General features: G+C 70.0%; 15 protein-coding genes. 9 read left to right on the top strand and 6 right to left on the bottom strand.

The genetic code is table 11. The features are described 5' to 3' along the window. The first annotated feature begins 42 nt into the window (after positions 1 to 42). The 5 genes from R4P08_RS07970 (at position 43) to R4P08_RS07950 (ending at position 4,162) form a co-directional block, all read left to right on the top strand. Entirely contained in the window at positions 43 to 975 is a 933-nt protein-coding gene (locus tag R4P08_RS07970; RefSeq protein ID WP_317813263.1) for an alpha/beta hydrolase, read from the top strand. Between the two features lie 154 nt (positions 976 to 1,129). After that, positions 1,130 to 1,513, top strand: a complete 384-nt coding sequence (gene trxA, locus R4P08_RS07965; RefSeq protein ID WP_317813262.1) for a thioredoxin — start codon at positions 1,130 to 1,132, stop codon at positions 1,511 to 1,513. 157 nt (positions 1,514 to 1,670) lie between these two features. Next, positions 1,671 to 2,792 carry an NDMA-dependent alcohol dehydrogenase gene (locus R4P08_RS07960; protein WP_317813261.1) on the top strand — a complete coding sequence of 374 codons (1,122 nt, stop codon included), beginning with the start codon at positions 1,671 to 1,673 and terminating at the stop codon, positions 2,790 to 2,792. 158 nt (positions 2,793 to 2,950) lie between these two features. Further along, complete coding sequence (locus R4P08_RS07955; RefSeq protein ID WP_317813260.1) at positions 2,951 to 3,217, top strand: metal-sensitive transcriptional regulator; 267 nt, start codon at positions 2,951 to 2,953, stop codon at positions 3,215 to 3,217. A gap of 246 nt (positions 3,218 to 3,463) precedes the next feature. Further along, positions 3,464 to 4,162, top strand: coding sequence for a DUF1707 domain-containing protein (locus R4P08_RS07950; RefSeq protein ID WP_317813259.1), 699 nt, complete (start codon positions 3,464 to 3,466; stop codon positions 4,160 to 4,162). Between the two features lie 59 nt (positions 4,163 to 4,221). Here R4P08_RS07950 and R4P08_RS07945 read toward each other — a convergent pair whose 3' ends face one another. From R4P08_RS07945 to R4P08_RS07935, 3 genes are read right to left on the bottom strand one after another with little or no spacing between them, the layout of a single operon-like run. Then, complete coding sequence (locus tag R4P08_RS07945; RefSeq protein WP_317813520.1) at positions 4,222 to 4,737, bottom strand: dihydrofolate reductase; 516 nt, start codon at positions 4,735 to 4,737, stop codon at positions 4,222 to 4,224. A 38-nt stretch (positions 4,738 to 4,775) separates the two neighbouring features. Then, complete coding sequence (locus tag R4P08_RS07940) at positions 4,776 to 5,576, bottom strand: thymidylate synthase (RefSeq protein WP_317813258.1); 801 nt, start codon at positions 5,574 to 5,576, stop codon at positions 4,776 to 4,778. Positions 5,577 to 5,593: 17 nt separating this feature from the next. Next, positions 5,594 to 6,370, bottom strand: coding sequence for a 3'(2'),5'-bisphosphate nucleotidase CysQ (locus tag R4P08_RS07935; protein WP_317813257.1), 777 nt, complete (start codon positions 6,368 to 6,370; stop codon positions 5,594 to 5,596). Between the two features lie 65 nt (positions 6,371 to 6,435). Here R4P08_RS07935 and R4P08_RS07930 point away from each other — a divergent pair, with 65 nt between their 5' ends. The 4 genes from R4P08_RS07930 to R4P08_RS07915 all read left to right on the top strand — a co-directional run bounded on the left by R4P08_RS07930 (position 6,436) and on the right by R4P08_RS07915 (position 13,984). Further along, the gene (locus R4P08_RS07930; protein ID WP_317813256.1) at positions 6,436 to 11,160 is read left to right on the top strand and encodes an ATP-dependent helicase; all 4,725 of its coding nucleotides are present in this window, start codon (positions 6,436 to 6,438) and stop codon (positions 11,158 to 11,160) included. A gap of 250 nt (positions 11,161 to 11,410) precedes the next feature. Continuing rightward, positions 11,411 to 12,253, top strand: coding sequence for a cation diffusion facilitator family transporter (locus R4P08_RS07925; RefSeq protein WP_317813255.1), 843 nt, complete (start codon positions 11,411 to 11,413; stop codon positions 12,251 to 12,253). Positions 12,254 to 12,356: 103 nt separating this feature from the next. Continuing rightward, entirely contained in the window at positions 12,357 to 13,232 is an 876-nt protein-coding gene (locus tag R4P08_RS07920; RefSeq protein ID WP_317813254.1) for a DNA-formamidopyrimidine glycosylase family protein, read from the top strand. Next, positions 13,229 to 13,984 (top strand): SDR family oxidoreductase, encoded by a 756-nt coding sequence (locus tag R4P08_RS07915; RefSeq protein WP_317813252.1) that lies wholly within the window; start codon positions 13,229 to 13,231, stop codon positions 13,982 to 13,984. The genes R4P08_RS07920 and R4P08_RS07915 overlap by 4 nt, the downstream gene beginning before the upstream one ends. 56 nt (positions 13,985 to 14,040) lie before the next feature. Here R4P08_RS07915 and R4P08_RS07910 read toward each other — a convergent pair whose 3' ends face one another. The 3 genes from R4P08_RS07910 to pgi form a co-directional block, all read right to left on the bottom strand. Further along, positions 14,041 to 15,861, bottom strand: coding sequence for an HNH endonuclease signature motif containing protein (locus R4P08_RS07910; RefSeq protein WP_317813251.1), 1,821 nt, complete (start codon positions 15,859 to 15,861; stop codon positions 14,041 to 14,043). Positions 15,862 to 15,946: 85 nt separating this feature from the next. Further along, on the bottom strand, positions 15,947 to 16,558 hold the full coding sequence (locus R4P08_RS07905) for a dihydrofolate reductase family protein (RefSeq protein ID WP_317813250.1): 612 nt from the start codon (positions 16,556 to 16,558) through the stop codon (positions 15,947 to 15,949). Between the two features lie 123 nt (positions 16,559 to 16,681). Then, entirely contained in the window at positions 16,682 to 18,331 is a 1,650-nt protein-coding gene (gene pgi, locus R4P08_RS07900; protein ID WP_317813249.1) for a glucose-6-phosphate isomerase, read from the bottom strand. Between the last annotated feature and the right edge of the window lies 1 nt (position 18,332).

Raw genomic sequence — 18,332 nt, 5'->3', positions numbered from 1 at the left:
ACGTTCCACTGCAACGGTGGGAGTGCGGGCGGAAGGCTCACCATGACGACAAGCGACGTCGACACCCACACCGTCGACCCCGAGCGGTTCACGCTCGCCGGCGCGGCCGGCACGCTCGTGGGCGACGTGTGGGAGCCGCTCGGCGGGGCGGGCCCCGTCGATGAGATCCTCATGCTGCACGGGGGAGCGCAGACCCGGAATTCCTGGAACCGCGCCGCCCGGCGCCTCGCCGGCGAGGGCTACCGGGTCACGACCATGGACGCACGTGGCCACGGGGACAGCGACTGGGCGCACGACGGGGACTACGACATCCACCGGATGGTCGACGATCTCGAACTGATCGTGGCCGCGCGATTCCCCGAGCGGTTGCCGGTGCTCGTGGGCGCCTCGCTCGGGGGGCTGACGGGGATGTTGGCACTGGGGACGGACAAGCCCGTCGCCCGGGCCCTGGTGCTGGTGGACGTCACGCCGAAGATCGAGGCGAAGGGCGTCGAGCGGATCGGAGACTTCATGCGGTCGGGACTCGAGGGCTTCGCGGACCTCGAGGAGGCGGCGGACGCGATCGCCGCCTATCAGCCGGGTCGGCGGCGCCCGGCGAACCCCGACGGGTTGCGCAAGAACCTCCGGAAGAAGGACGACGGTCGGTGGTACTGGCACTGGGACCCCCGCTTCGTCGCCGGCGCCACGGGGGACAACGCCGAGCTCGGGAACGACTTCTTCGAGGGGATCGTGCCCCGGGTGACCCAGCCGACCATGCTCATCCGTGGCTCGCGCTCCGACATCGTCAGTGACGATTCGGTGGCTCACCTGCTCGCGCACCTCCCGCACGCGTACACCTCCGAGGTCGCGGACGCGGGGCACATGGTGGCGGGCGACGACAACGCGGTGTTCCTCGACCAGATCGAGTGGTTCCTCTCGGAGGTGATGGGCTCTCCGCCCCGCTCGGGGGCCTCAGGAACAGTGCGGGGGGAATAGTCCTGCTCAGTCGGCGTTGTTCCTGTCTGAACGGCTCTGCATACCCTGCTGGGTATCGCATGGGCCGAAGGTCGTCGCCAGCACGCGGGATCCGTAGGCTGGCGACGGAGATGACGGGACGAGAGTCGCCCCGTCCTGCAAGGAGGGCATTCGAATGACCACTGTCGACATCACGACCGCCGACTTCGAGAACACCGTCACCGAGAACAACATCGTCCTGGTGGACTTCTGGGCCGAGTGGTGCGGCCCCTGCAAGGCGTTCGGCCCGGTCTTCGACAAGGTCTCCGGCAAGAACCCCGAGATCACCTTCGCGAAGGTCGACACCGACGCCGAGCAGCAGCTCGGTGCCATGCTCCAGATCCAGTCCATCCCGACGCTCATGGCGTTCCGGGACGGCATCGCCGTGTTCCGGCACTCGGGCGCGATTCCGGAAAAGGCGCTCGACGACCTGGTCGACCAGATCAAGGGGCTGGACATGGACGAGGTCCGCAAGGCCGTCGAGGACGCGCAGGCCCCGCAGGGCGACGCGCAGAGCTGATCGCTCTCGGACTGCTGCGGTACGGACTCCGCGCCGTCCGGGCCTGCAACTAGAACAGGTTCCTGGAATTGCGACACCCCGTGCAACAAACCGGATAACGTGACGAGAACACGTTTCAGCGACGGGCTCTCCGCCCGTCGCGTCCGGAGGGAGTCGCATGAAGACCAAGGCCGCTATCGCACGCGAGTTGGGGAAGCCGTTCGAGATCGTCGAGGCAGAACTCGACGGACCGAACTACGGTGAGGTGCTGGTCAAGTGGAAGGTCGCGGGGCTGTGCCACTCCGACCTCCACATCACCAGTGGTGATCTGCCGGGGCGTCTCCCGATCGTCGGTGGCCACGAGGGTGCGGGCGTCGTCGAGGCCATCGGCGAGGGCGTCACGCACGTCCAGCCGGGGGATCACGTCGTGGGCTCCTTCATCCCCGCCTGCGGTAAGTGCTCGGCGTGCGCGCGGGGCATGTCCAACCTCTGCGACGGCGGCCTGAACGGCACGATCGGTGAGATGGCGGACGGGCGCTACCCGTTCGCCCTGGCCAACGGTGAGACCGCCGGTGCCATGTGCACCCTCGGCACGTTCTCGCAGTACACCGTGGCCAACATGAACTCGGTGGTCAAGATCCAGGACTGGATCCCCTTCGAGGTCGCCGCTCTTGTCGGCTGTGGCGTCACCACCGGCTGGGGTTCGGCCGTCTACTCGGCTGATGTCAGGGCGGGCGACACCGTCGTGGTCTTCGGTATCGGCGGCATCGGCATCAACGCGGTTCAGGGTGCCAAGCACGCCGGTGCCCGGTTCATCCTGGCGATCGACACCGACGAGTCCAAGCTGGCGAAGGCCCAGGAGTTCGGCGCCACCCACGTCTACACGGACGTCGACCAGGCCAAGGCCGAACTGCCGGGGATGACCTGGGGCAACATGGCGGAGAAGGCCATCATCACCATCGGTGTCGCCGATGCCAAGGTCACCGCCGACGCGGTGGACATGGTGGGCAAGCGCGGCGTCGTGGTCCTCACCTCGATGGGCGGACTCGACAATCAGTCGATCAACCTGACCGGGCTGTTCGTGACGCAGTACGAGAAGGTCATCAAGGGTTCGCTGTTCGGCTCCGCCAACGCCTTCCATGACATCCCCAACCTCCTGCGTCTGTGGGACGAGAAGCAGATCAAGCTGGACGAGCTCGTCACCCACCGCTTCACCCTCGACCAGGTCAACGAGGGCTACGAGATCATGGAGAAGGGCGGCGAGGGGATGGTCCGCGGGATCATCGTCCACGACGACTGACTCAGGGAACAGGCCGGCTCGCGACACAGCCTGGCTCGAGATATACCCCCGTGGGTACACTGGCGCAGGCCGGTGGACCCACGGGGTCTCGTGTAGGTCCACCTTCTGCATGAAGAGGCAGAGAACCAGAGCCCACACGTCATCCAAGGAGGTGCGCGATGGCCGACGCCGATCCGCGTCAACAGGTCCTCAATCGACTACGGCGCGCTCGCGGCCAGCTCAACGCCGTGATCGACATGGTCGAGCAGGAACGCTCCTGCAAGGACATCGTCACCCAGCTTGCCGCGGTGTCCAAAGCGCTGGACCGCGCCGGGTTCAAGATAATCAGCACCAATCTCCAGGAGTGCATCGCCCGTGACGGCGAACCGGACGAGAACGGCGTCACGGTGGATGAGCTGGAGAAGCTGTTCCTCTCGCTCGCCTGAACTCGGCCCGGGTGCCCGCCAGGTGTTCGTGGACCGCGGGTTCGGAGAACAGGTGATCATCCTGGGCGCGTGCACCCGGAGTCCGCGGGTCGAGCATTCGAGGTGAACGAGGACATCGCGCTGATGACGCCGTACAGCGTCGGGGTCCGCGAGTCCGGCGGCGGCTGCGTGATCAATGATGAAGCAGTTCACCTTCTGGGTGACTCCCCGGCCGCCGTCGGGCAGGGGAGTGGCTACCCTCGGGGCATGACCCAGGATCATTACGACGACCCGCGGGCGCTCGCGCAGCAGCGACTGGAGGCCATGGTCGGCCGAGGCGAGCTGTCACTCGCGGAGTTCTCGGACCGCGCCGCCAAGATCTGGGCGGCCACGTGCCCGGCCGAACTCGAGGTGGCCCTGAGCGGATTACCCGCTGGCCAGAACCCCGCTGGCCAGCATCCCGCTGTGCAGAACTCCGGCGCGCACAGTCCCGACCCGCACGGGGTCGGCCCCCACATCCCCGGCCCCCACATCCCCGGCCCCCACGGCGCGCAGGTGCCCGCCATCCGGCCGACCGGGGCCATCACGGTCGACGAGAGCCAGAAGAAGACCTCGGTCTTCGACACCCTCAAGCGCGAGGGCCGCTGGTCCCTGCCCGACGACTACCGGCTCACCTCATGGATGGGCGACATCTATCTGGATGCGCGCGAGGCCGTGGTCGACCGTCCGCGCACGCACGTGCAGTTGGACCTCTGGTGTGCCAACGCCAAGATCCTGCTCCCACCGGGCGTCTCGGTCACGGTGACGGGGAACCGGACGTGGTCCGAGCTCAAGGTCGACGAGGGCCGCTACGACATCCGCGGCGGCCCGCACCTGGATATCGAGATCAACGGCTTCATGTCCACCGCGAAGATCAAGATCCTGGCCGCGGGGGAGAAGATCCCCAAGACCTGGAAGTGGTTCTAGCGCCGGGTCAGTCGGCAGGCGGAGTCGGCCGGTCGTCCAGGTCAGCGCAGTCAGCCTGGTCAGCCCTGTAAGGTCTGCCGGCGCCGCCACACGGTGTGCCGGTGCCGCACCTCGTCGTCGTCGTCGTGGCCCTGGACGCTGCTCCGTGGATCGGTGATCCACTCACCCACCTCGACCCGCTCCCACGCCCCGTCCAGTTCCGGCGCCAGCACGGCTCCGGGGGCGTCGGCGTCGATCTCGGTGACCAGGCACTCCCGAGCGGACACGAGCGCGGTGGCGTAGATCTGCCCGCCCCCGATCACCGCGACGTCGGGGCCGGCGGCCCCCAGTGCCTCCTCGACCGATCCCGCCCGCTCGGCGCCCTCGGCCGACCACGCGGGATCGCGGGTGCACACGATGTTGCGACGGCCCGGTAGCGGACGGAAGCGCTCGGGGAGCGAATCCCACGTGGCGCGACCCATGACCACAGGGCGCCCGGCGGTGGCCTGCTTGAAGTACGCCATGTCCTCGGGGATGTGCCAGGGCATGCCGCGGCCGTCGCCGATCACCCGGCCGCGGGCCTGCGCCCACACCATCCGCACGGCCACTCTGTCCGCCCTCGTCCGACTGTCGGTCACACCGCGACCGGGGCCTTGATGCCCGGGTGGTGCTCGTAACCGACGATCTCGAAGTCCTCGAAGTCGTACTCGAAGATCGAGTCCGCTCGGCGGAGCCGCAGTTCAGGGTAGGGGTAGGGCTCGCGTGAGAGCTGCTTCTGAACCTGCTCGACGTGGTTGTCGTAGATGTGGCAGTCGCCTCCCGTCCAGACGAACTCGCCCACCTCGAGTCCCACCTGCTGGGCCACCATGTGGGTGAGGAGCGCGTACGAGGCGATGTTGAACGGCACCCCGAGGAACAGATCGGCGCTGCGCTGGTAGAGCTGGCAGCTGAGCTTGCCGTCGGCCACGTAGAACTGGAACAGCAGGTGGCAGGGGGGCAGGGCCATGTCTCTGAGCTCGCTGACGTTCCACGCCGAGACGATGTTCCGGCGCGAGTCCGGGTTGGTCTTCAGCAGCTCCACCGCCGCGGCGATCTGGTCGATGTGCCCGCCGTCGGGGGTGGGCCACGAGCGCCACTGCACGCCGTAGACGGGGCCCAGCTCGCCGTTGGCATCCGCCCACTCGTCCCAGATGCTCACGCCGTTCTCGCGCAGCCAGCCGACGTTGGAATCGCCGCGCAGGAACCAGAGGAGCTCGTAGGCCACGGATTTGAAGTGGACGCGCTTGGTGGTGATCAGCGGGAATCCCTGCGCGAGGTCGTAGCGCAGCTGGTGGCCGAACAGGCTCCGCGTGCCCGTGCCGGTGCGGTCCGCCTTGGGGGTGCCCTGCTCCAGGACGAGTCGGAGCAGGTCCTCGTACGGGGTGGCGACGGTCATGGGAGGCAGTCTACGGTCTACGGCCGCGTGGTCGGGACAGCCGTGACGGCCAGGACTTTCTCGGTGAGCTCGGGCCGGCAGACCAGGATGTCAGGGGAGTAGGTGTCGGCCTTGTTGAACCTGATCGGCGAGCCGTCGAGCCGGGAGGCGTGCAACCCCGCCGCCAGGGCGACGCCCACCGGGGCGGCCTGGTCCCACTCGTTCTGGCCCCCGGCGTGGAGGTAGACGTCGGCGTCGCCGAGCAGCACCGAGAGCATCTTGGCACCGGCAGAACCCATGGGCCGGACCTCCAGGCCCAGGGCGTCGGCCACCTGCTGGGCCTCGGCCGGCGGGTTATTTCGGCTGATCACCATGGTCCCGGAGAAGGGTCCGTCGACGTGGTCGACGTGGTCGGAGCGGAACACGCGGCCCGAATCGGGGAGGCCGACGGAGGCGACGGTGGGGTGGCCGTCGACGACGAGCGCGACGTGGACCGACCAGTCCGAGCGCGCCGTGGAGAACTCCTTGGTGCCGTCGATGACGTCGATGATCCACACGCGGGATCTGCCCAGCCGGCTGAGGTCGTCGGACACGCCCTCGGAGAGGGTGCCGTCGTCGGGGCGGTGCACGGCCAGCACCTCGTCGGTCCAGTTCTGGGCGACCTCGTTGGCGACGCGGGCGAGCGAGCGACCGTTGAGCAGCCCACCGGCACGCGTGCCCTTGACGATGTCCCCGATCCCGGTGGCGAGGTAGTAGGCGAGGTCGTGGTCGCCGAGATGGCGGGTGGTGGCTCGCTGCATCCTGGCATTCTGCATGCTCACACTCTACGGAGGCGGCCGCCCGTCGGGTGGGTGTCGTAGTCGTGCGTCATCATGAGTTCATGCCCGACGCTCTCCGGTGGTTCCACCCGGCCACCGCCTCGTGGTTTCGCGGCGCGTTCGACGGACCCACCCCGGCGCAGGCGGAGGCGTGGGGGTCGCTCGCCACCGGCGCGCACACCCTTGTCGTGGCCCCCACCGGCTCCGGCAAGACCCTGTCCGCGTTCCTCGCCGCGCTCGATCGGCTCATGCTGGGGAGCGGCGGGCAGGCGGACGGGGAGGCTGAGCCCGCGCCGGGCACGCGCGTCCTCTACATCTCCCCGCTCAAGGCCCTGGCCGTGGACGTCGAGCGCAACCTGCGCGCCCCGCTGGCGGGTATCGCCCGGGAGGCGGCGGCTCTGGGCGTGGAGACGGCGGACGTGACCGTGGGGATCCGTACCGGGGACACCCCGACGGACGAGCGGCGCCGGCAGCGCTCCAGACCTCCGCATGTGCTGGTCACCACCCCGGAATCGCTGTTCCTGCTGCTCACCTCCGCCGCGCGAGAGACCCTGGCCACGGTCGACACCGTGATCATCGACGAGATCCACGCGGTGGCCGGCAGCAAGCGCGGCGCCCACCTCGCGCTCAGTCTGGAGCGGCTGGACCAGTTGCTGGAGACGCCGGCGCAGCGGGTGGGACTGTCCGCGACCGTCCGGCCGCACTCCGAGGTGGCCCGCTTCCTGGCGGGGGAGCGGCCGGTCACCGTGGTGGCACCCCGGTCGGACAAGCGCTTCGAGCTCACCGTCCGGGTGCCGGTGGAGGACATGGCAGACCTGTCGTCGGCGCGCAACGCGGCCCCGGAAGGGGTCACCGTGCCGCCCGGGTCCCCGGGCGAGGGGTCGATCTGGCCGCACGTCGAACGCCAGGTGGTGGACCTGGTCACCGCGCACCGTTCGACCATCGTCTTCGTCAACTCCCGGCGCCTGGCCGAGCGGTTGACCGCCCGGCTCAACGAGATCTATGCGGAGGACACCGAACCGGGGTCGCTCCCGCCCACACCCGCCAGGCCACCCGCGCAGATCATGGTGCCCTCCGAGGTCTCCCGCGGCGCCCCGACCGAGCTCGCGATGGCCCACCACGGGTCGGTGTCCAAGGAGCGGCGGGCGCTCATCGAGGACGCGCTGAAGTCCGGTCGACTCCGCGCGGTGGTGGCCACGTCGTCGCTGGAGCTGGGCATCGACATGGGTTCGGTCGAGCTGGTGGTCCAGGTGGAGTCGCCGCCGTCCGTGGCGTCGGGGCTCCAGCGGGTCGGCCGCGCCGGGCACCAGGTCGGCGAGGTCTCCCGGGCGGTGGTGTTCCCCAAGCACCGCGCCGACCTCGTGCACAGCGCGGTGACCGTCGAGCGGATGCTCGAGGGCGCGATCGAGGCGCTGTCGGTCATCTCCAACCCCCTGGACGTCCTGGCACAGCAGACGGTGGCCGCGTGCGCACTCGAGCCGATCGACGTGGAGGAATGGTTCTCCGCCGTCCGCCGCACCGCCCCGTACGTCGGGCTGCCGCGGTCGGCGTTCGAGGCGACCCTGGACATGCTGGCGGGCAAGTACCCGTCGGCGGACTTCGCCGAACTCCGGCCGCGGTTGGTGTGGGACCGCGACGCCGGGACCCTGACCGGCCGACCGGGCGCGCAACGCCTCGCCGTCACCTCGGGCGGGACCATCCCGGACCGCGGCCTGTTCGGCGTGTTCATGGTGGGGGAGAAGGCCACCCGCGTCGGTGAGCTGGACGAGGAGATGGTCTACGAGTCCCGGATCGGCGACGTGTTCGCGCTCGGGGCGTCGAGTTGGCGCGTCGAGGAGATCACCCACGACAGGGTCCTGGTCACCCCCGCGCCCGGCGGGACGGGCCGGCTCCCGTTCTGGCTCGGCGACGACCAGGGTCGCCCCGCCGAGCTGGGGCGCGCCCTGGGCGGGTTCCTCCGCGAGGTGGGTCGCGGGTCCGACGACGAGGTGGGCCGCCGCCTCGACGCCGCCGGGCTCGATGCCAACGCCTCCGCCAACCTGCGGCGGTATCTGACCGAGCAACGCGAGGCCACCGGCCACATCCCCAGCGATACAACACTTGTAGTGGAGAGGTTCCGCGACGAGGTGGGGGACTGGCGCGTCGTCCTCCACTCGCCGTTCGGCGCACGCGTCCACTGGCCCTGGGCCGAGGCGGTGCGGGCGAGGCTCGCCGCCGCGCACGGGTTCGACGCGGTACCGGTGGTGTCCGACGACGGCATCATCCTGCGGGTACCGGACACGATCGACGACGGCGAGGTGGGCGCCCGCCCGGGAGCGGAGACATTCGCGCTGAGCGCCGAAGAGGCCGTGGACCTGGTCACCACGCACGTCGGCGGGTCGGCTCTGTTCGCCTCCAGGTTCCGGGAGTGCTCGGCGCGGGCCCTGCTCTTCCCGCGGCTCGACCCGGGTCGGCGGGCCCCGCTGTGGCAGCAGCGACAGAAGTCGGCGCAGCTGCTCGACGTCGCGCGCCGGTACCCGGATTTCCCCATGATCCTCGAGGCCGTCCGCGAGTGCCTGCAGGACGTCTACGACGTGCCGGCGCTCGAGCGGCTGCTGGGCGAGATCGAGTCGCGGACCGTGCGGATCGTCGAGGTGGACACCCCGAGCGCGTCGCCGTTCGCGCAGTCGCTGTTCTTCAACTATGTCGGCGCGTTCCTCTACGAGGGGGACTCGCCCCTGGCAGAGAAGCGGGCGGCGGCGCTGGCCATCGACCCGTCGTTGCTCGGCCAGCTCCTGGGCCGCGTCGAACTCCGGGAACTTCTCGATGTCGAGGTGTTGGACTCGATCGAGCGTCGGCTGCAGCACCTGGAGCCGGAGCGCGCGGCCCGCGACGCCGAGGCCGTGGCGGACCTGCTGCGCATCCTCGGCCCGCTCACGGCACGGGAGATCGCCGAGCGGTCAACGCAACCGGAGGCCGTGCCGGGGTGGCTGGCGACGCTGGCTGAGGCGTTCCGGGTCGTCACCGTCGAGCACGCCGGCCACACCTGGTGGGCCGGGGTCGAGGACGTGCCCAGACTTCGGGACGGGCTGGGGGTGCCCCCGCCGCCCGGGGTCCCCTCCGCCTTCCTCGGCGACGTCGACGATCCGCTCGGCGAACTGATCCGCCGCTACGCCCGCACCCACGGCCCGTTCAGCGTGGACGCCGTCGCGGGCCGATTCGGACTGGGCGTGGCTGTCGCGCGCGGGGTGCTCGATCGGCTCACCTCGGCCGGCACCCTGCTCGCCGGTGAGTTCCGGCCCGGGGCATCGGGGTCGGAATGGTGCGACTCCGAGGTGCTGCGCCATATCCGCCGCCGCTCGCTCGCTGCGTTGCGCAGCCAGATCGAGCCGGTCTCGCACTCGGCGCTGGCCCGGTTCCTGCCCGGGTGGCAGAGCCTGGGGTCCGGGTCCGCCGCCGGCTCGGGGTCCGGCGCCGGCTCTGGCTCTGGTTCTGAGTCCGGTGTCGACGGTGTCCTCGCGGTGATCGAGCAGCTCGACGGCCTCGCCCTGCCCGCCTCCGCGCTCGAGCCGCTGGTCCTGGTACCCCGGGTGCGTGACTACTCCCCGGCGATGCTCGACGAACTCCTCGCCGGGGGAGAGGTGGTCTGGAGCGGGCGCGGTCGGGCGGGATCCCGCGACGGCTGGGTGTCCCTGCACCCGGCCGACACGGCCGGCGCCACCCTGCCCCTCGATCGACCGCAGCCGGAAGGGCCGGTCCACCTCGCCGTCGTCGACTCGCTGCGCGGCGGTGCCCTGTTCTTCCGCGACGTGGTGGCCCGGGTGAAGGGGGCCGCAGCGGGAGTGGCGGATGTGGGAGTGGCGGGAGGATTCCCCACCGGGGAACCGGCGATCACCGACGCCGCCGTGCGCGACGCGCTCTGGGATCTGGCGTGGGACGGCGTGGTCACCAACGACACGCTCGCCCCGCTGCGCGCGGTCCTGGCCGGAGGGGGTTCGTCGGGGTCGGGTACCGCGCACCGCTCGCCGCGGTCGGCGGCCCGGCCCCGTCGGGCCCGCCTCGGCCGGACCTCCATGGCGCAGCTCAATGGTGCGATGTCGGCCGGCACGCGGACGCCGCCGGTAGTGGCGGGCCGCTGGTCGTTGGTACCGGATCCGGTGACCGATGCGACCCTGCGCGCCCACGCCTGGGCCGAGACCCTGCTGCTGCGCCACGGCGTGGTGACCCGGGGCGCGGTCGAGGCCGAGGAGATCCCGGGCGGGTTCGCCGCCGTCTACAAGGTCCTGGCGCAGATGGAGGATTCCGGTCGCTGCCGCCGCGGCTACTTTGTCGACGGCCTCGGAGCCGCCCAGTTCGCGACCGGCAACACCATCGACCGGCTGCGGGCGTACGACGACACCGCCGACGACGCCCGCTGGCCGTCCGGCACCGATGAGCCCGCCGTGCGCGTCCTCGCCGCCACCGACCCGGCGAACCCGTACGGCGCGGCACTGCCCTGGCCGTCCGGTGAAGAAGGCGGTTCCGGGCACCGTCCCGGCCGCAAGGCGGGGGCGCTCGTGGTTCTGGTGGACGGGTTGTGCGCGCTCTTCGTCGAGCGAGGTGGACGGACCGTGCTCGTCCTCGACAAGCGGCCCGAGGCAGTGCCGCTCGCCGCGTCCGCGCTCGCGGCGGCCGTGAACTCGGGGTCCGTCGGCCCGCTCACCATCACCACGATCGGCGGCGAGCCCGTCCACACCTCGCCCGTCGCGGCCGCCTTCGAGTCCGCCGGTTTCGGGGTCACGCCCAAGGGGTTGCGCATCAGGCGGTGACCGCGCAGGCCTCGAGGGGGCGCGCAGTCCTGGAAGCGGCGCACGGGCGCGGGCGTTCACAGGCATTGACAGGCATACCCAGGCATACCCAGGCATACCCAGGCATTGAGACCCTCAGGCACATCGCGTTAAGATATGCGCATTGATGCATGTATCCAGATAGGGGGCTCGCATGGGTGCCGGTCACGCGCACGGGGGCCATCCCCGGTCGACTGGTCACGCGGGTGCGCGCTATCGGTCGAGGCTGGCCATGGCCTTCGTGCTGACCGCGGCGTTCTTCGTCGTCGAACTGGTCGCCGGTCTGCTCTCCGGTTCCCTCGCCCTGCTCTCCGATGCCGGCCACATGGCCGCGGACGTGGTCGCGCTCGGCGCGGCGCTGGCGGCGACGGTCATCGCCACCCGACCGGACTCCACCGGGCGCCGCACGTTCGGCCACTACCGCGTGGAGATCTTCGCCTCCGGCCTGGCGGTGCTCATCATGTTCGGCATGGGCGCATACGTCCTGGTCGAGGCGATCAGCCGACTGGGATCGGGCACGCCCGTCGCAACGGGAACCATGTTGCTGGTCGGGGTGCTCGGCCTGGTCGTCAACGTCATCTCGTTGCTCCTACTGCGCAGCGGTTCCTCCGAGAGCCTCGCGGTGCGCGGCGCGTACCTCGAAGTGGTCGCGGACGCCGCGGGTTCGGTAGGGGTGATCGCCGCCGCGTTGCTGATCCGGGCTACAGGTTCCACGGCGTGGGATCTCGTTGTGGCAGTGGCGATCGCGGTGTTCATCGTGGTCCGGTCGGCCATGCTCGGCCGACAGGTCCTGGCGGTGCTCGCCCAACATGCGCCGGCCGGGATCGATCCCGCCGTGGTGGAGGCCCAACTCGCCGGCGTCCACGGTGTCGAGGAGGTTCACGACCTGCACTTGTGGACGCTGACCTCCGGGATGGATGTCGGCACGGTCCACCTGGTGGTCGGCGACGGTGCGACCAACTCCACGGTGCTCGACGAGGCTCGGCGTCTCCTCCTCGAGGGGCACGGCATCGAGCACGTGACCGTCCAGATCGAGTCCTCCGGTGCGGCCGGTTGCCGCGAACTGGGGTGGTGAGCGATCGCGCGCGGGGCGACCGGCGTCAGCTGGCTTCGCCGCCGCAGAGGGCACTATGGGTCGAACACTGAAAGAGGTCGAACACTGACAGAGGGGGTCCGCGGTGCCGGAAGGCGATTCCATCCACTGGGCGGCCAAGCGGGTCCACGAGGCGCTGGCTGGCAGGACCCTGGATCGGGCAGAGCTCCGAGTTCCCCGGTTCGCTGCTGTTGATCTGCGCGGCAGGACCGTGGAGTCCGCCCGGTCCAGGGGAAAGCACCTCTTCGTCGTCGTCGGACCTGACGCCCAGGGTCGCGACCCCGTCACCCTCCACATCCACCTCAAGATGGAGGGCCGCATTCATATCCACCAGAAGGGCGACCGGTGGCGGTTTCCGGCCCACACCGTCCGGCTGATCCTGGGCGCGGGCGACACCGAAGTGGTGGGGACCGAGCTGGGCCTGCTGCGGGCGTTGGACCCGGCCGAGGCCGAGCGGGCAGTCGACCACCTGGGTCCCGACCTTCTCGGGGCGGACTGGGATCCGGATCTCAGCGTCGCGGAGGTGGTGCGACGAATCTCGCAGCGGCCGGATCGGACCATCGGCGAAGCGGTGCTCGACCAGCGAAATCTCGCAGGGATCGGCACGGTCTACCGCGCTGAACTGTGCTTTCTGCGCGGGCTGGATCCGCGCGAGCGTGTCGAGGCGGTGCCGGATCTGCGGGCGATGGTCGTCCTCGCCCGGCGGCTGCTCGTGGCCAACGCCGACCGGGCGGTCAGAGTAACCACCGGCGACACCCGGCGCGGACGCTCGCTGTGGGTGTACGGGCGGGACGGCAAGCCGTGCCGACGGTGCGGGACGCTGGTGGAGACGTTTCGCCTGGGGGGCAACGCTGATCCGGACGAGCCTTCTGATTCGCTCGACCGCATCGCCTATCGCTGCCCGTCATGCCAGCCGAGGCGTGCCACACTTGGCCCACCACCATCGGAGGAGAACCAGTGACCGACCGCAACACGATCCTGATCACCGGCGCCAGCTCGGGCCTCGGAGAGGGCATGGCCCATCGCTGGGCTGCCCAGGGCAGGAACCTCGCGCTATGTGCCCGGCGTCTGGACCGGCTCGAGGCGCTGCGCACCGAGCTGCTGGCGGCCCATCCGTCGATCCGGGTGGCCGTCCGTGAGCTCGACGTGACAGATGGCGACGCCGTGGAGAAGGTGTTCGGTGAGCTCGACGCGGAGCTCGGTGGGATCGATCGATTTGTCCTCAACGCCGGACTGGGTAAAGGTGCCTCGATCGGTACGGGTAAGGCCCACGCCAACCGGGAGACGGCGATGGTCAATGTGGTCGGCACGCTCAATCAGGCCGAGGCCGCCATGCAGCTACTGCTCGCCCGCGGAGAGGGACACCTGGTCTTCATCTCCTCGGTGAGTTCACTGCGCGGCATGCCCAAGGCGCAGAACACCTACGGCGCCACCAAGGCGTTCGTATCCTCGCTCGCGCAGGGCCTGTACGCCGAGCTCGACAGCGCCGGCAGCCGGATCGTGGTGACCGACATCCTGCCCGGATACATCCGCACCGACCTCAACAGAGCGGTCAAGACCTCGCTGATGACCGAGTTCGACGAAGGCGTCGATGCCCTGGTCAAGACCATCGACGCAGAGCCGACCCGCGCGTTGGTCCCGGCCAAACCGTGGATGGCGATCGGCCCGCTGCTCACGCTGCTCCCGGAGAAGGTCAGCCGCAGGTTCGTCTGATCACGATCGGGTCGCGGTTCGAGCCAGCGTCGCTTCCCGTGACGTTCGGCCTCGGACTAGAAGGGTGGTGGGTCGAGGAGTTCGTCGATGAGTTGTTGGATTTGGTGTTCGACTTGGCTGACGATGGGTTTGTTGCGGTCCCACCAGCGGCTGCGGGTGGCGGGTGTGGTGCGGCCGGGGCCAGTGCCGGGGCCAGTGCCGGGGCCAGCGCCCTTGCCGTTGCCGGTGCCGGTGCCGGGGTTGCGGGTGTTCTGGCCCTCGGCGCGGCGTTGTTCGGCTTTGGCGCGTTCGGCGCGGAGGCGGGCGGCGCGGCGGTGCCAGTAGGTGGGTTCGGCCGGCAGGTCGCCGCCATCGGTGCCGGTGGGGTTGGGGGTGCGGGCTTGTTGCTTAGCCCAGGCCTGTTGCTCGGCGCGGGTGTGTTCGCGCCGGAATGCCGCCAGGGGCCCGGAGGGTCTGGTGACCATGGTCGCGCCGTCGGGGGTGATGACGACGAGGGTGCCGTCGGGGGAGAGGTCGTACAGCCAGCCGGAGAAGGTTTTGAACCGGTGATGACGGCGGCACAGGCACATCAGGTTGCATTCCTCGGTGTGCCCGCCGCTGCTGGGGTCGTCGTGATCGAAGGGGCGGGCGTGGTCGAGATCACAGTCGTCGGCCGAAACGGTGCACCCGGGGTGCCGGCAGGTCCCGTCGCGTAGGCGGATGCGGCGGGCCAGGGCGGTGCTGGGCCGGTAGTTGAGGGCCCGGCGGGCATCGTCGGCGGCGCCCGGGGCGGGGTCGATCCGCTCGAGGCTGGCGCCGCTGCTGGTGGCGAGCATGGCCAGCAGGGCGTTGATGGCGGATTCGCCGGTGCGGGGGAACTCGACCTGCGGGTCGGAGCCATTCCCGGGGGCGAAGACGGTGACCTTGGGTCGCAGCGGCGCCGGCGGTTCGTCCGGGTCCAGGCCGGTGGCGCGGGCGTAGCCGCGGTCCCCGCAGACCAGCGACATCAGGGCATCGGCGCGGCGTTGGGGCAGCGGGTAGTACGACATGTCGGCTGCTTCGGAGTCAGACTCGGCGCTTGACTCGGACGCAGACTCGGAACCGGAGTCGGCCGGGGTGCTCCCGGCAGTGCCGGCGGTGGCAGTGCCCGCGGCAGTTCCGGTCGCGGAGCTGGTGGTGCGGGGTTCGGGGTCGGGGTGGGTGAATTCGTTGGCGCGTTGGTCGATGCGTTCGGCCAGGACGGCGGCTTCATCGGCGGCCAGGGTGGCCCAGAGGTTGGCCATCCCGTCGGCGCCTTTGCGGAAGTGCACCCCGCGGTCGCGGGCGGCGTCGGCTTTGCGTTCGCGGATGCCGTTGGCGTCGTAGCGGCGGATGATCGCATCGGCGGCTTCGCGGACGGTGCGGTCGCCGAGACGTTCCCCGCCCTCCAGGGCGGCGAGGTAGTCCTCGACCACCTCCCGCTGGACCTGCTCGAGCACAGCGGGGTCGACGGTGGACATCTGGCGGGCGAGCAGCTCCGCGGCGCGTTGCTCCATCCGGCCGGCGGCCAGGGCGGCGAGGATGGCCGGGTAGCGCTCGGTCAGGTCGACCGCGAAGCTGATCATGGACTCGGCCCGCAGGCAGGAGATGGGCATCGCCGCGACCACCTGGCCGGCGCACTCCGCGAACGGGTCGACCACCGCGTACCCGGGGACGAGGCCGTCCCCGACGCCGGCCTCATCTCGGCGGACGCACTCACGAAACAGCTGATAGCAGGCGGTGAACCGAGCCGCCGCGGCCCGGTTCTCCGCCGCCCAGGTGGCACGAGCAGCCTCGGCCAGGACGCGCAGGACAGAGCCGTCATCAGGGCCGCTGCCGCTCGCATTGCCCGCCCCGCAACCGCCTGCCGTATCGCTCATGCCCCCACCCCCCGGTGTTGCACCGCATCCAAACTGCATCGAACCTGTGTTCTATGATACGCACACATATTCGAACGCGCAAGGGTTAATCCTCAGGTGGGGCGGGCTGAGAAGAGTCGCGGGGTTCGGTTCCGACGACCCTGAACACCATCGCGGTGAACTGGCCGTTGACTTCCAATTTCTCGCGGTGGAGCCGAAGTCGCCGGGGGAGCAGGGGCCTGCCGGCGCCGAGGACGACCGCGCACTGGTGGACCCACACCCGGTCCAACAGGCCCGGGTCGGCGAACTGGCCGGCGAGGTCCCCGCCGCCCACGATCCACACGTCCTTGCCGTCGGCTGCCTCCACGAGCCTGGGGTGCAGGTCGGCGACATCCCCAGCGAAGTACTCGACCCCGTCGACGGGCTCGAGGCTCCGGTGGGTGACGATCCAGGTTGGCAGCTCGTAGGGCCAGACAAAAGGCCGGCCGTCCTTGGTCAGATCGCGACGTACCCACTCGAAGGTGTTGACTCCACAGACGATCGCCCCGACGTTCTCGAAGAACCGGTCGAAGTGAAGCTCCGGTCCGGCGCCTTCGGGAGCCGTATCTCCCGGGGCGTTATCGGTTGCGCCGGGTGTGGTGAACAGCCAGGAAAGGCTCTCGTCGTCGTCGGCAATAAATCCATCCAGGCTGGTGGCGGTGCAGTAGACAGTGGCCATGGTCACAGCGTGACACGCGGATACGACATGGCGCTAGATGCGCGAAGGGAGACGTTCAGCGGTCGGAACCGGCGGACCAGACGGCTCGTGACCGCGCGACCACAGCGCCGCCGCTGCCCGAGGTCAGCGCCGTCCGCGGGCCTCGCGGTAGATCTCCACGAGGGAGTCTGTTGAGGAGTCGAAACCGTCGCCGGGGTGCTTCTCTGCGATGAGGGCGGACAGCAGTTCGCCGGCCTGGGATTTGCCGAGCTCGACGCCCCACTGATCGAAGGCGTTGATCCCCAGGACGCTCGCCTGGACGAACACCATGTGCTCGTAGAGGGCGATCAGCTGGCCGACAACTCCGGGAGAGAGCGACGGCGCGAGGATCGTGGTGGACGGCCGGTTTCCGGGCATGACCTTGTGCGGGGCGAGGGCCGGCTCCACACCGTCGGCCAGGACCTCCTCTTCGGTCTTGCCGAAGGCCAGGACCCTTGACTGCGCGAACAGGTTGGCCATGAGCAGGTCGTGCATGGACCCGGCGCCGTCGGCGGTGGGGAGGTCCGTGGTCGGCCGAGCGACGCCGATGAAATCCACCGGAACGAGCTGGGTTCCCTGGTGCAGGAGTTGGAAGAAGGCGTGCTGACCGTTGGTGCCGGGTTCGCCCCAGTAGACCTCGCCGGTGGGGTAGGAGACGTCGGAGCCGTCGAGACGCACGGACTTGCCGAGCGACTCCATGGTCAGCTGCTGCAGGTAGGCGGGGAATCGCTGGAGATCCTGGGCGTAGGGGATCACGGCCTTGGACTGCGCCCCGAGGAAGCAGGTGTACCAGATGCCGAGCAGCGCCATGAGGACCGGCGCGTTGTGCTCGGGCGCCTCGGTGGCGAAGTGCTCGTCCATCGTGTGGAAGCCCTCGAGCAGCTCGACGAACGCGGGCGGGCCCACCGTGAGCATGACGGACAGACCGATCGCGGACGACACCGAGTAGCGACCCCCGACCCAGTCCCAGAACTCGAACATGTTGTCCGCCGCGATCCCGAAGTCGGCGACCTCCTCCGCGGCCGTCGACACCGCTACGAAGTGCGAGCCGACCGCGTCCTCGGAGCCCAGGGCCTCGACGAAGTGCCGGCGCGCCGCGTGCGCGTTGGCCATGGTCTCCTGCGTGGTGAACGTCTTGGAGGCGACCACGACCAGGGTCGTGGCGGGGTTGATCTCCGCGAGCACGGTCGAGAGGTCGGCGGGGTCGACGTTGGAGACGTACCGGGCCCGGATGCCGGCCGTCTGGAACTGGTGCAGGGCCCTGTCGACCATCGCGGGCCCGAGGTCGGAGCCGCCGATGCCGATGTTGAGCACGGTGTCGATCCGCTCGCCCGTGTGCCCGGTCCACGCGCCGGAGCGGACGCGGTCGGAGAAATCGGTCATGCGCGCCAGGACCGCGTGGACGTCGGCCACTACGTCACGGCCGTCGACGACGAGCTCGGCATCCGCCGGGAGACGGAGCGCGGTGTGGAGGACCGATCGACCCTCGGTCGTGTTGATGCGGTCACCGCGGAGCATCGCCGCCCGCTGCGCCGGCAGGTGCGCGGCACGAGCCAGCTTGATGAGCGCGGTCAGGACCTCCTCGGTGACCAGGTGCTTGGACAGGTCCACGTGCAGGTCGCCGGCCGTCACGGACAGTCGACGGCCGCGCTCGGGATCGGCGTCGAACAGCTCCCGGAGCGTCACCTCGCCGATCGCGGGAACCAGGCCCTCGACTGCCGCCCATTGCTGTGTCGTGCTGATGTCCGTCATCACC

Origin of the sequence: Rhodococcus sp. IEGM 1408 (assembly GCF_033142235.1) — a bacterium.
In the GTDB taxonomy this organism is placed as follows: domain Bacteria; phylum Actinomycetota; class Actinomycetes; order Mycobacteriales; family Mycobacteriaceae; genus Dietzia.
This window is presented reverse-complemented; position numbering and strand designations above follow the sequence as displayed.